Below are 12,707 nucleotides of genomic sequence, written 5' to 3'. Positions count from 1 at the left end.
CACCACTCAACGCCTCGCACCACCCCTCAACGCCCCAACAACATCCGCGCGATGCCGACCTGGTCCTCGTCCAGCTCCTCCCCCTCCTCGACCTGCCACAGCGAGTTCTGCAGCACCCGCCCCAGCGTCCAGGCCCGCGCCCGCCCCCGGTCCACCCCCAGCACCTCTGTCATCAGGTCGAAGCGGCGCTCCAACGCCCCCTCCTCGCACCGGTTCCAGAGCGCGGGCAGCAGCTCGAAGCAGGGGTCCCCGGCGAGCGGCTTCGGGTCGATGACGAGCCAGGGTTCACGGTCGGCCGCGAGGACGTTCTCGAAGTGCAGATCCCAGTGCAGCAGCCGGTCCCCCGGCTCGTCCGCGACCTCGCGCACGGCCGCCGCGCAGTCCGCGAGGAGCCGCCGGTCGTCCTCCGCCGCCAGGGAGCGCGTCACCGCGGGCAACCGCTCGAACATGTCCGCGGTGACGGAGTCCAGCCGCCGCAGCCCCGCAGGCGCCGGCACGGCCGTGATCCGCGCCAGCAGTTCGGCCAGGACCGACGTCGCCTTCATCACATCGGGCACCTCGGCCAGCGGCCGGTCCTCGTCGAGCCGTTCCAGCAACAGCGTGCCGCTCTCGGCGTCCTCGTCCAGCAGCCGTACGACCCCGTCACCGCCCCAGGTCCGCAGCGCCAGCCCTTCACCGGCCGTCTCCTCGTCCAGGTCCTGCAGTTTCAGCACGGCCCGTGTCCCGTCGGCGCGCACCACGGGCAGCACCACCGAGACCTGCCCGCTCATCGGCGCGCCCTCCTGCCGCAGCCCCCACCGCTCCAGGAACCGCCCGCCGCGCTCCAGCAGCCGCCCATATCCCACCTTCACCACCCCCACCCTTGCCAGAACCACGAAATCCGAAGGAGACACCCACCACCCGGAGAAGCTAACGTCACCGCGCATGAGCAGCACGGAGAACGCGGACAGCGTGTCCGACCCGGACAGCGCGTCCAGTACGGACAGCGCAGCCGGCACGGACCGCACGCCCCCCGCGCCCCCCAAACCCCGGACGCCACCCCTGCCGCAGCCGCCGCAGCCGCCCCAGGCACCGCAGGCACCGGGCGCGCCCCGCACCACCGTGAACGGCGGCATCTCGTTCTGGTACGCCGAGGAGGGCCTGCCCGCCCCCCGCGAGCCCCTTCAGGGTGACGCGAACGCCGACGTGGTGATCGTCGGCGGCGGCTACACCGGGCTGTGGACCGCGTACTACCTGAAGAAGGCCGCGCCCTTCCTGCGCATCACCGTCCTGGAGCAGAAGTTCTGCGGCTACGGCGCCTCCGGCCGCAACGGCGGCTGGCTCTACAACGGCATCGCGGGCCGCGACCGCTACGCGCGCCTGCACGGCCACGAGGCCGCCGTACGCCTCCAGGAGGCCATGAACGCCACGGTCGCCGAGGTCGTCACGGTCGCCGGCGCTGAGGGCATCGAGGCGGACATCCACCGGGGCGGCGTACTCGAAGTCGCGTACACACCCGCCCAGCTGGCCCGTCTGAAGGCCTTCCACGCGACGGAACTCTCGTACGGCGAGAAGGACCGCGAGCTGTACGGCGCGCGCGAGACGGCCGACCGCATCCGGGTCGCGGACGCCGTCGGTTCCACCTGGACCCCGCACGGGGCCCGTCTGCACCCGGTCAAGCTGCTCAAGGGCCTCGCCGCGGCCGTCGAGGCGCTCGGCGTGACGGTCCACGAGTCGACCCCCGTCACGGAGATCAGGCCCAAGCACGCCGTCACCCCGTACGGAACCGTCCGCGCGCCCTACGTCCTGCGCTGCACGGAGGGCTTCACGGCCTCTCTCAAAGGCCACAGACGCACCTGGCTCCCCATGAACTCCTCGATGATCGCCACCGAGCCCCTGACCGCCGCCCAGTGGGAGTCGGTCGGCTGGGAGGGCCGCGAGACCCTGGGCGACATGGCCCACGCGTACATGTACGCCCAGCGCACCGCCGACGGCCGCATCGCACTCGGTGGCCGCGGAGTCCCGTACCGCTACGGCTCCCGCACGGACAACGACGGCCGCACCCAGGCCTCGACGGTCGAGTCCCTGCACGCACTCCTCCTGCGCCTCTTTCCCCAGCTCTCGGGCATCGCCGTGGCCCACGCCTGGTCGGGCGTGCTCGGCGTACCGCGCGACTGGTGCGCGTCGGTCACCCTCGACCGCGCCACCGGCCTCGGCTGGGCGGGCGGTTACGTGGGCTCCGGGGTCGCCACGGCGAACCTCGCCGCCCGCACCCTGCGGGACCTGGTCCAGCGGGACTCGGGCCAGTCGGGCGAGACCGACCTCACCACACTTCCCTGGGTCGAACACAAGGTCCGCAAATGGGAACCCGAACCTTTCCGCTGGCTCGGGGTACACGGCATGTACGCGACGTATCGAGCCGCCGACCGCCGCGAAGTCACCACCCATGCCGCACAGTCGTCCCGGATCGCGCGTATCGCCGACCGGGTCGCGGGCCGCTGAGAGACAGGGGAACCCCATGAGCACCGCAGTCATGGACACCGTCCGCTACTCGTCCGACGGTCAGCTCCTCGACATCCATCGCGCAGCCGCCCCGGACGCCCCGACGGTCCTGCTCTGGCACGGCCGCGGCCCCGCCGAGCGGGACGTCCTCGGCGCCCTCGCCGCGGAGGTCGCCCGCCTCGGGGCCACCGTCATAGTCCCCGACTGGCACCCGGACGCCGAGGACGGCGGCCGCCCTCAGCTCGCCGCGTCCCTGCGCTTCACCTGGGACTTCGTACGCGATCCGGCCGAGGTCGTCCTCGTCGGCTGGTCCCTGGGCGGGCGCGCGGCCATGGCGACAGCCCTGCGCCCCGACCCGCCGGAGGGCTGGCGCCCGGCCGCCGTGGTCGGCATCTCGGCCCGCTACAACCAGCCCGAGCCGCTGCTCGGCCTGCCCTCTCCCATGGACGTCTGCGACTCGGCCCCGCCGCTGCCCATCCACCTGGTGCACGGCACGGAGGACACGGTGTGCGACTTCGCCAACGCGGGCGAGTTCCAGCGCGTCCTGGCCGCCTCCGGCCGCAAGGCCCCGCTCACGGAACTCACCACGGACCACCCGGGCGCGGTCATGGCCGAGTACTCCCCGGAATGGGGCCGCTGCCGCCCCGCCCACTCCGGCTCCGCCCACCGGGAGGGCCTGCGCACGGCCCGGGTCATCGCCCAGGCGGCGGGCCTGCCCACACAAAAGGCCCGAGCCACCAAGTGACCCGGACCTCCCGGCACAACAAGAGCCCCCTGTCGGATTCGAACCGACGACCTACGCATTACAAGTGCGTTGCTCTGGCCGGACTGAGCTAAGGAGGCCTGCACGCGGACGTGCCTGTGCGTGCTCGCAGGCACGCCCGAAGCAGTGTACCCACGTCATCGAGGGGGTCCGTCGAAAATTTCCTCGAACTTCATTACCCACCGAGTACTGACAGAACGTGTGAACGCGGGGTAGCGTCCTGAACCAGTCCGCTCGTGTGGACTACACCACTACGGATCGTTCCGTAGTGGAACACCACCTTTACAACGGATCGTCCGGCACGTTCCTGCCGGTGAAGGGGGCCCCTCACCATGGCCACTGTCTCGTTCAACAAGGCGACCCGCATCTACCCGGGTGGCGACAAGCCCGCCGTCGACCAGCTTGAGCTCGACGTCGCGGACGGCGAGTTCCTCGTCCTCGTCGGTCCCTCCGGCTGCGGAAAGTCCACCTCCCTGCGCATGCTCGCGGGTCTTGAGGACGTCAACGGCGGATCCATCCACATCGGCGACCGCGACGTCACGCACCTGCCGCCCAAGGACCGGGACATCGCCATGGTGTTCCAGAACTACGCGCTGTACCCGCACATGACGGTCGCGGACAACATGGGCTTCGCGCTCAAGATCGCCGGCGTCAACAAGGCCGAGATCCGCCAGAAGGTCGAGGACGCGGCGAAGATCCTCGACCTCACCGAGTACCTGGCCCGCAAGCCGAAGGCGCTCTCCGGCGGTCAGCGCCAGCGTGTCGCCATGGGCCGCGCCATCGTGCGTGAGCCCCAGGTGTTCCTCATGGACGAGCCGCTGTCGAACCTCGACGCCAAGCTCCGTGTCTCGACCCGTACGCAGATCGCGTCGCTGCAGCGCCGCCTCGGCATCACCACGGTGTACGTGACCCACGACCAGGTCGAGGCCATGACGATGGGCGACCGCGTGGCGGTCCTCAAGGACGGTCTGCTTCAGCAGGTCGACTCGCCGCGCAACATGTACGACCGCCCGGCGAACCTCTTCGTCGCCGGCTTCATCGGCTCCCCGGCGATGAACCTCGTCGAGGTCCCGATCACCGACGGCGGCGTGAAGTTCGGCAACAGCGTGGTGCCCGTCAACCGCGAGGCCCTCAAGACCGCCTCCGACAAGGGTGACCGCACGGTCACCGTCGGCGTCCGTCCCGAGCACTTCGACATCGTCGAGCAGGGCGGCGGTGCCGCGTCGAGCCTGTCGAAGGAGACCGCGGACGCCCCGGCCGGCCTCGCCGTCACCGTGAACGTCGTCGAGGAGCTCGGCGCCGACGGTTACGTCTACGGCAGCGCCAAGGTCGGCGACGACCTCAAGGACCTGGTCGTCCGCGTCAGCGGCCGCGCGGTCCCGGAGAAGGGCTCCACGCTGCACGTCGTGCCGCGCGCGGGCGAGACCCACGTGTTCTCGACCTCCACCGGTGAGCGCCTCACCGACTGATCGCGCAACCGCCCCACCGGCCGGGCGGATCCCGGATAATTCACCCAAGTTGACGAAGAAGGCCCCGCAGACCACTGCGGGGCCTTCTTCGTTGTCGACAAATACCCCGGCAGACCGGTCATTTCGACAGCTGTTCGTCAACATCAAACTCGAAAACGGTCGCTCCCCCGTCCCCCGAACTGATTACTAAATGTCGCCAAATCATCACCCCGCGCTACCCTCACTCGCGTGAAGCACTCCACTAACCACTCGACGCGACACGGCCACGGCCCCTCCGGCCGACCGACCCGACACGGCCGCGGTCCGGCCCGCCGGATCGGCCGTACCCTCGCCCTCGTTCTGCCCGTCGTCCTGGTGCTCTCCGGCACGCTCGCGGTCACCCGGGTCAACTGGTCGGGGAACGAATCCTCGACGTCGGCTCTCGCAGCCTCCGCCGAGAACGTCTCCCGGCGCGCCCCGTCCCGCGCTCCACAGGACGTGCTGCGCGACAAACTCCTGCTGGAACTCCAGGAGAAGAACCCGGGGGTCGCCCTCACCCACCTCCAGGAGGCGGTGAACGGCCGCCCGTCCCTCGGCAGGCACTGCGCCTCCATCGCCCGCGCCCTCGGCCGCGCGGCGGTCCGCGCGTACGGCCCGGTCCGCGCCCAGTCGTTCGCCCGCCCGGTGTGCGACACGTCCTTCGCCACGGGCGTAGCAGCCCAGCACGCCTGAGCCCGGGCTCCGCAAGGGGCGCGGGGAACTGCGCGACCAGCCCGCCACGCACCCGCAGATCCCCACCTCCCCCGCGCCCCGCACAAACCCCACCGGCTGATCCCGCGGAGCGCGACGTAAAGTTCGGGCATGACCGATCCGAACGCAGCGTCGCGCCCCGTTCAAGCCGTCGTCCTGGCCGGCGGCCAGGGCTCAAGGCTGCGTCCCTACACCGACGACCGCCCCAAGCCGATGGTCGAGATCCCCGGCACCGGGACCCCGATCATCGGCCATCAGCTGACCTGGCTCGCCGAGGAGGGCGTCACCGACGTCGTCGTCTCCTGCGGCCATCTCGCCGAAGTCCTCCAGGACTGGCTGGAGTCGACGGATCTGCCCGTCTCCGTGACCACCGTGGTCGAGTCGGAGCCCCTGGGCCGTGGCGGCGGCCTCAAGTACGCCGCGAAGCACCTGCCCCACCCCGACCGCCCCTGGTACGCGACGAACGGTGACATCTGGACCCGTTTCTCGCTGCGGGAGATGGCGGACTTCCACACCGAGCGCGACGCCGTGGCGACCCTCGCGCTGGCCCGTCCCCGCCTTCCGTGGGGCGCCGTACAGACCGACGACTTCGGCCACATCACGGACTTCATCGAGGCCCCGCCGACCGCGCACGGCATCAACGCGGGTGTGTACGTGTTCTCCCCCGAGTTCGCCGACCTGCTGCCCTCGCTCGGTGACCACGAGCGCTCCACGTTCCCGCGGCTGGCCCGGGAGCGCCGCCTCGCCGGCTATCCGATTCCGCAGGGCGCGTACTGGCGCGCGATCGACACGGCGAAGGACCTGACGGAGGCGGCCAAGGAACTGGCTGCGCTGGGGCGTTGAGCGCGTTCTGAGACACCCCGGGGGCTGTGACCTGTCTGCGGGCCGGTGGGGGCTGGTCGCGCAGTTCCCCGCGCCCCTCGGACGCGGGGCTGCGCCCCCGCTTCCGCCCCTTCAGGCTCGGAAATGGGGCCGCGCCCCGGCTTCCGCCCCTTCAGGGGCGCGGGGAACTGCGCGGCCCACCCCCACCGGCCCGCAGCCACAAGCGAAACGATCAGCCGGTAACCCGATGGGGCCCCGCACCAGGAAGGTGCGGGGCCCCATCGGCGTCGTACGGGCTCCTAGCCGAGCAAACCGCCCACGAGCCCGGACTTGTCACCGGACCCTCCGGAGCCGCCCGTACCGCCACCGGTACCGCCTCCGGAGCCCGTGCCGCCGCCCGTGCCCGTACCGCCGCCCGTGCTGCCGCCGCCGCCCGAGGAGGACGGTCCCGCGGTGGTGGCGGGCGCCTGCGGGGGCGCCGACTGCTGCGGCGGGGCCTGGTTCGAGCCCTGCGTCTGGCTGGGCTGGCCCGCGGTGGCCCCGGCCGTCTCACGGGCCGTCGCGCCGGGCGAGGTCGCCGCACCCGACGGGCTGGCAGAGGTCGCGCCCCGGGTGGGCGAGTCGGCCGACGCCGAGGGGCTCTGCTTGTCGCGGCGCGCGCCGGGCTCCTGCGGGAGGGCGGAGCCGGGCAGTTCGTTGCGCGGGGCCTCGCCCGGTCCGGGGACGACCACGCGGTCGGAGTCGCGGACGGCGCCGCCGAGCATCGATCCGATGAGGAGCGTGAGTCCGACGACGATGGCCGCGACGAGCGCCCCGCGCCGCAGTACGCGCCGGCGCAGTTCCCAGATCTCGGTACGCGGCCCGAGGGTGCGCCAGGCCTCGCCCGCGAGGCGGCCGTCGATGGAGTAGACCGGGGCGCCCGCGATGATCAGCGGCGACCAGGCGGCCAGGAAGATGATGTCGGGCGCGTCGTAGACGGGAACGGACTTCCAGCTCACGGTGAGCAGGAGCGCCGCCGACAGCGAAGCGCCGACGGCCGCCGCGACCCGCTGCCACAGGCCGAGGACGGTGAGGACGCCGACGATCACCTGGAAGAAGGCGATGAGGAGTCCGGCGCCGACGGGGTGCTGCAGCGCGAACTCGCGCAGGGGCTCGGCGAGTTCCCAGGGGTGCAGCGAGTTGAGCCACTTGACCATGGAGCCGCGCTTGCCGCCGTCGAAGTAGACGGGGTCGCAGAGCTTGCCCATGCCGGCGTAGATGGAGATGAAGCCGAGGAAGACGCGCATCGGGAGCAGGACGACGCCGAGGTTCATCCGGCGGCCGGGGTAGTAGCCGTGCCGGACGGGGGCGGCTCCGTGCCGCTTGAGCGCCCCGTCGTCCTCGTCCCGGTAGTCGTCGTCCTCGTAGGAGTCGTCCTCGAAGTCGCCCTCCGCGTACGGGGGTTCGTCGAGCTCCTCGTAGGCGCTGCCCGCGCTGCGCAGTTGCTGCGGCAGGAGGCGGGTCTCGGGGCCGCGGACGGTCGGGGTCTCGACGGTGGCGTCGACGTCGAACCCGGCGGGTCCTTCGCCGTCGACGCGCGGGATGACCTGCGTCGCGCCGCCTTCGCCGCCCGCCGGTTCCTCGGCTCCGTGCCGGAGGCTCGTGCTCCGCACGGCCTGCAGCAGCCGGGTGGCGCCCGTGTCGTCGGGGGCGGACTTCCCGCTCCAGACGACGGGCGCGCGGCGGCGGGTGCCTGCGGCGGTTCCGACGACGGGGGTGCGCGCGGTGTCGCCGCCCGAGCTCAAGTTCCGCGCGGCGCGCGGGGCCTGGGCCCGCGGCGCGGTGTTCAGCTGCACGCGGAAGCTCGCATGATTGACGATGACCTGCGCCGGATCGCTCGGCACCTTCACCATGCTCAGCGCGGGAGCGTCGTCGAATCCCAACGAGCGGTCCCCCGTGGGTGTGCGGGGTGTTCTGGTGTCCACACTCATCTAACCGAGTGACGTGTGTTTAGGACACTGCTTTGACTCGCCCGATCTGTCCGGACCCCGTCAAGATCAACCTGGGCCCCGTAAGGGGCGCGGGGCTGTGACATCTGCGGCTCCGCCGCGGAGCGCGACCAGCCCCCACGCACCTGCGGACGACCGACTGCCCGGAGGCAGCCAAGTCTCCGACTAACCCCGCTTCCGCGAGGCCTCGTACAGCACAACTCCCGCAGCCACACCCGCGTTCAGCGACTCCGTCCCACCCGGCATGGGAATCCGGACACGGAAGTCACAGGTCTCCCCGACGAGCCGGGACAACCCCTTCCCCTCGCTGCCGACGACGATGACGACGGGACCGCCGAGGGCCTCCAGGTCACCGACCTCGGCCTCACCGTCGGCGGCGAGCCCGACCACGACGAGCCCGGCCTTCTTGTACGCCTCCAGGGCGCGCGTCAGATTGGACGCGCGGGCGACGGGCGTACGAGCGGCCGCACCGGCGGACGTCTTCCAGGCGCCGGCGGTCATACCCGCCGCACGGCGCTCGGGCACGACCACACCGTGGCCGCCGAACGCGGAGACGGACCGGACGACGGCACCGAGGTTGCGCGGGTCCGTCACCCCGTCGAGGGCGACGATCAGCGGGTCCACGCCCTGGTCGTACGCGGCGGCGGCGAGGTCCTCCGGGTGCGCGTACTCGTACGGGGGGACCTGGAGGACGAGTCCCTGGTGGTTGAGCCCGTTGGTCATGCGGTCGAGCTCGGGGCGCGGGGCCTCCATGAGGTGGATGCCACCGCGGTCCGCGGCGAGCTGCAGCGCCTCGCGCACCCGCTCGTCGTTGTCGATGAACTGCTGGACGTACAGCATCGTCGCGGGTACGCCCTCGCGCAGCGCCTCGACGACGGAGTTGCGGCCGACGACCATCTCGGACGTGCCCTTGCCGCCCCGGCCGCCGCGCGGCGAGGGCTTGCGCACGAGCTGCTTGGCCTTGGCGCCGGCGATGCGGTTCTTCTTGTGGCCCTTGCGCGCCTCGGCGGGCGGGGTGGGGCCCTTGCCTTCGAGGCCCCTGCGTCGCTGGCCGCCACTGCCGACCTGCGCGCCCTTCTTGCCGGACATGCGGCGGTTGTTAGCGGCCATGACCTACCTGTCTGTGTGAAGACGTACGGACGGAGTGAAGACGTACGGACGGACGTACGGGTGTACGTCCATGCAAGTGTGCCGCCCGGACACCCGGACGGCACAATCGATCAAGAAATGGTCAGCGCGGGCCGAGGGTCCAGCGCGGTCCCTGGGGGCCGTCCTCGATGACCAGCCCGGACTGGTTGAGCTGGTCGCGGATGGCGTCGGCGGTGGCCCAGTCCTTGCGGACGCGGGCGGACTCGCGCTGCTGCAGCACCAGTCGTACGAGCGTGTCGACGACTCCGTGGAGGTCCTCGCCGCGGTCGCTCTCGCCCGCCCAGTGCGGGTCGAGCGGGTCGAGGCCGAGGACCGCGAGCATGGCCCTGACCTCGGCGAGCCGGGCGACGGCCGCTTCCTTGTCGTCGGCGGCCAGCGCGGAGTTCCCCTGGCGGACCGTGGTGTGCACGACGGCGAGGGCCTGCGGGACCCCCAGGTCGTCGTCCATCGCCTCGGCGAACGCCGGCGGCACCTCGGCCGCGGGCTCGACCGCTCCCCCGGCCTTCTCCACCACGCGCTGCACGAAGCCCTCGATCCGGGCGAACGCCGACTCGGCCTCGCGCAGTGCCTCTTCGCTGTACTCGATGGTGGAGCGGTAGTGCGGAGTGCCCAGGTAGTAACGGAGCACGATGGGCCGCCACGCCTTGACCATCTCACTCACGAGCACGCTGTTGCCGAGCGACTTCGACATCTTCTCGCCGCTCATGGTCACCCATGAGTTGTGCACCCAGTAGTGCGCGAACTCGTCGCCGAAGCCGACGGCCTGGGCGATCTCGTTCTCGTGGTGCGGGAAGATCAGGTCGATGCCGCCGCCGTGGATGTCGAAGGCGGCGCCCAGGTACTTGTGCGCCATCGCGCTGCACTCCAGGTGCCAGCCGGGCCTGCCGCGGCCCCAGGGCGTCTCCCAGGACGGCTCGCCGGGCTTGACGGCCTTCCACATGGCGAAGTCCCGCAGGTCCCGTTTGCCGGTCTCGCCGTCCTCGGAGGGCTGGCGCAGCTCGTCCAGGTCCTGGTTGGAGAGGGAGAGGTAGCCGGGCAGGGACCGTACGTCGAAGTACACGTTCCCGTCGGCCTCGTACGCGTGACCGCGCTCGATCAGCCCGCGCATCATCTCGACCATCTCGGTGATGTGACCGGTGGCGCGCGGCTCGTACGTGGGCGGGAGGCAGCCGAGTGCCGTGTAGCCGTCGTTGAAGGCGCGCTCGTTCTCGTAGCCGATCGCCCACCAGGGCCTGTCCTGCTCCGCGGACTTCTTGATGATCTTGTCGTCGATGTCCGTCACGTTGCGGACGAACGTGACGTCGTAGCCGCGGTACTCGAACCAGCGGCGCATGATGTCGAAGTTGAGGCCCGAGCGGATGTGGCCGATGTGCGGGGCCGCCTGCACCGTGGCGCCACACAGGTAGATCGAGACACAACCCGGTGTGATCGGGGTGAAGTCGCGAATCTGCCGGGCGCTGGTGTCGTACAGGCGAATAGTCACCCCACCAGGGTAGTGGGCGGTGACCCGTGCCCCGCGACCCTTATCCCGCATGGGACACGTATTCGTGACATCTGTGCCGCGTCGATGACGTCATGGACGTTTTCCTCGGGGCGCTGCGCCCGAACCCCCGGTCCTCAAACGCCGGACGGGCTGAAAGACATCTTTCAGCCCGTCCGGCGTTTGAGGACAAAGGGGGCGAGGGGGCGCAGCCCCCATGCAGTGACGGGACGGGTAGGGGCGGCGGGGGCGAGGAAAAGCGCGTCAACCCACCCGTGCCACCAACGCCGTAGCCACCGCCATGAGCCCCTCGTCGCGCCCGGCGAACCCGAGCCCGTCGGTCGTGGCGCCGGACACCGACACCGGCGCCCCCACCGCCGCGGAGAGAACCGCCTGCGCCTCGTCCCGGCGCTTACCGATCTTCGGGCGGGGGCCGACGACCTGCACTGCGACGTTGCCGATCGTGAACCCCGCCGCCCGAACGATCCGCGCCGCTTCCGTCAGCAGCGTCACCCCGGACGCCCCGGACCACTCGGGCCGCCCCGTACCGAAGTGCTGCCCCAGATCCCCGAGCCCCGCCGCGGAGAACAGCGCGTTGCACGCGGCGTGCGCGACGACGTCCGCGTCGGAGTGGCCCGCGAGACCGGGCCCCTCGCCCTCCCACAGCAGGCCGGCGCACCACAGCTCACGGCCCTCTTCGAAGGCGTGGATGTCGGTACCGATCCCGACCTGCGGCAGCAGAGGTGCGGCGGGCACCGGCGAAACCGGCGGCACCGGAGACGTCTCAGAAGCCATCGTTCAGCCTCCGCCGCGTCAGAACCGCCTCGGCGAGGATCAGATCCAGCGGGCGCGTCACCTTGAACGCCTCCTCGTGGCCGGGCACGACCACGACCCGCAGTCCGAGCTGCTCGACCATGCTCGCGTCGTCGGTGACGTCGTCCGTGACCGTCGCGTGGGCCCGTACGAGGGTGTCGCGGTCGAAGCCCTGCGGGGTCTGGACGGCACGCAGTCGCGCCCGGTCCGGGGTGGCGACCACGGGCTCGGGCTCCCCGGCCGTCCCCGCGGGCTCGACCTGCTTGACGGTGTCCGTGAGCGGCAGCGCGGGGACGACGGCCGGCGCCCCGTCGCGTACCGCCTCGATGACGCCGTCGACCGTGTCGACGGGGACGAGCGGACGGGCCGCGTCGTGGACGAGCACGATGTCGATGCCCGGGGGCAGCGCTTCGAGCCCGAGCCGTACGGAGTCCTGGCGGCTGTCGCCCCCGGGTACGACGTGGAACTCGGTCCGCTCGGGCAGTGCGTGCGAGTCGAGCAGCGTCTTGACCTCCGCGGCCCCGTCGGGCGGCGCCACGACGACGACCAGGGAGACGGCACGCGACGCGGCCATGGCCCGGACCGCGTGGATCAGCATGGGGGTCCCGTTCAGCGCGCGAAGCGCTTTGGGAGCGCCCGGGCCGAGGCGCACGCCTCGGCCTGCGGCCGGAATCACGGCCGCGGTACGGGCCCCGGGAGGCGTGGGGCGCGAATCGTCAGACATCGGTTCCTGTCAGGTTTGTATGCTCGGCCGACGTGGGTATGGCCTGGGCGTACCCCGGCCGACGGGCTGGGGGAGTGCCGGGCGCGACGCTCTGACCGGACCCTTCCGTGAAGATGGTCGAGCCAGCTGTCCGGGCCCGGCACTCCGAGTATCGGATCCCTGAATTTCGAGGGCCGTCCGAGTGCACGGTGTGCACAGTGTGTGTGCACGGTTTCCCGGTACGGACATGCGGTATGGACATGCCCCGGGTGGAATCAGGCCCGGGTACGAACATGCCGCAGCGCCCGGC

The 12,707-nt window shown here is 71.5% G+C and carries 11 protein-coding genes and 1 tRNA gene; 5 read left to right on the top strand and 7 right to left on the bottom strand.

From position 1 onward, the window contains the following. Positions 1 to 26: 26 nt before the first annotated feature. Positions 27 to 851, bottom strand: a complete 825-nt coding sequence (locus C6Y14_RS05195; RefSeq protein WP_225890913.1) for an aminoglycoside phosphotransferase family protein — start codon at positions 849 to 851, stop codon at positions 27 to 29. 73 nt (positions 852 to 924) lie between these two features. Here C6Y14_RS05195 and C6Y14_RS05190 point away from each other — a divergent pair, with 73 nt between their 5' ends. Together C6Y14_RS05190 and C6Y14_RS05185 are read left to right on the top strand one after the other, a co-directional pair. Beyond that, the gene (locus C6Y14_RS05190; RefSeq protein WP_159074173.1) at positions 925 to 2,481 is read left to right on the top strand and encodes an NAD(P)/FAD-dependent oxidoreductase; all 1,557 of its coding nucleotides are present in this window, start codon (positions 925 to 927) and stop codon (positions 2,479 to 2,481) included. A 16-nt stretch (positions 2,482 to 2,497) separates the two neighbouring features. Next, the gene (locus C6Y14_RS05185) at positions 2,498 to 3,226 is read left to right on the top strand and encodes an alpha/beta hydrolase (RefSeq protein ID WP_159074172.1); all 729 of its coding nucleotides are present in this window, start codon (positions 2,498 to 2,500) and stop codon (positions 3,224 to 3,226) included. Between the two features lie 23 nt (positions 3,227 to 3,249). Here the strand turns inward: C6Y14_RS05185 and C6Y14_RS05180 are convergent. Then, positions 3,250 to 3,324: transfer RNA gene (locus C6Y14_RS05180), tRNA-Thr, on the bottom strand. Between the two features lie 252 nt (positions 3,325 to 3,576). Here C6Y14_RS05180 and C6Y14_RS05175 point away from each other — a divergent pair. The 3 genes from C6Y14_RS05175 to C6Y14_RS05165 all read left to right on the top strand — a co-directional run bounded on the left by C6Y14_RS05175 (position 3,577) and on the right by C6Y14_RS05165 (position 6,285). After that, positions 3,577 to 4,713, top strand: a complete 1,137-nt coding sequence (locus C6Y14_RS05175; RefSeq protein WP_107015310.1) for an ABC transporter ATP-binding protein — start codon at positions 3,577 to 3,579, stop codon at positions 4,711 to 4,713. 228 nt (positions 4,714 to 4,941) lie between these two features. Continuing rightward, complete coding sequence (locus C6Y14_RS05170) at positions 4,942 to 5,424, top strand: hypothetical protein (RefSeq protein ID WP_107015309.1); 483 nt, start codon at positions 4,942 to 4,944, stop codon at positions 5,422 to 5,424. A gap of 129 nt (positions 5,425 to 5,553) precedes the next feature. Continuing rightward, positions 5,554 to 6,285 carry a nucleotidyltransferase family protein gene (locus C6Y14_RS05165; protein WP_107015308.1) on the top strand — a complete coding sequence of 244 codons (732 nt, stop codon included), beginning with the start codon at positions 5,554 to 5,556 and terminating at the stop codon, positions 6,283 to 6,285. Positions 6,286 to 6,563: 278 nt separating this feature from the next. Here the strand turns inward: C6Y14_RS05165 and C6Y14_RS05160 are convergent, their stop codons facing one another. The 5 genes from C6Y14_RS05160 to ispD form a co-directional block, all read right to left on the bottom strand. Next, positions 6,564 to 8,234 carry a DoxX family protein gene (locus C6Y14_RS05160; RefSeq protein WP_159074171.1) on the bottom strand — a complete coding sequence of 557 codons (1,671 nt, stop codon included), beginning with the start codon at positions 8,232 to 8,234 and terminating at the stop codon, positions 6,564 to 6,566. A 183-nt stretch (positions 8,235 to 8,417) separates the two neighbouring features. Next, complete coding sequence (gene rlmB / locus C6Y14_RS05155) at positions 8,418 to 9,362, bottom strand: 23S rRNA (guanosine(2251)-2'-O)-methyltransferase RlmB (protein WP_107015306.1); 945 nt, start codon at positions 9,360 to 9,362, stop codon at positions 8,418 to 8,420. A 121-nt stretch (positions 9,363 to 9,483) separates the two neighbouring features. Further along, the gene (gene cysS, locus C6Y14_RS05150) at positions 9,484 to 10,884 is read right to left on the bottom strand and encodes a cysteine--tRNA ligase (protein WP_107015305.1); all 1,401 of its coding nucleotides are present in this window, start codon (positions 10,882 to 10,884) and stop codon (positions 9,484 to 9,486) included. 261 nt (positions 10,885 to 11,145) lie between these two features. Beyond that, positions 11,146 to 11,676 carry a 2-C-methyl-D-erythritol 2,4-cyclodiphosphate synthase gene (gene ispF / locus C6Y14_RS05145; protein WP_107015304.1) on the bottom strand — a complete coding sequence of 177 codons (531 nt, stop codon included), beginning with the start codon at positions 11,674 to 11,676 and terminating at the stop codon, positions 11,146 to 11,148. Further along, complete coding sequence (ispD, locus tag C6Y14_RS05140) at positions 11,666 to 12,418, bottom strand: 2-C-methyl-D-erythritol 4-phosphate cytidylyltransferase (RefSeq protein ID WP_107015303.1); 753 nt, start codon at positions 12,416 to 12,418, stop codon at positions 11,666 to 11,668. The genes ispF and ispD overlap by 11 nt, the downstream gene beginning before the upstream one ends. Between the last annotated feature and the right edge of the window lie 289 nt (positions 12,419 to 12,707).

The sequence above is a fragment of the Streptomyces dioscori genome, from assembly GCF_003024195.1.
Lineage (GTDB): Bacteria > Actinomycetota > Actinomycetes > Streptomycetales > Streptomycetaceae > Streptomyces > Streptomyces dioscori.
The sequence above is the reverse complement of the archived record's forward strand: the minus strand, read 5'-3'. Positions and strand labels throughout refer to the sequence as shown.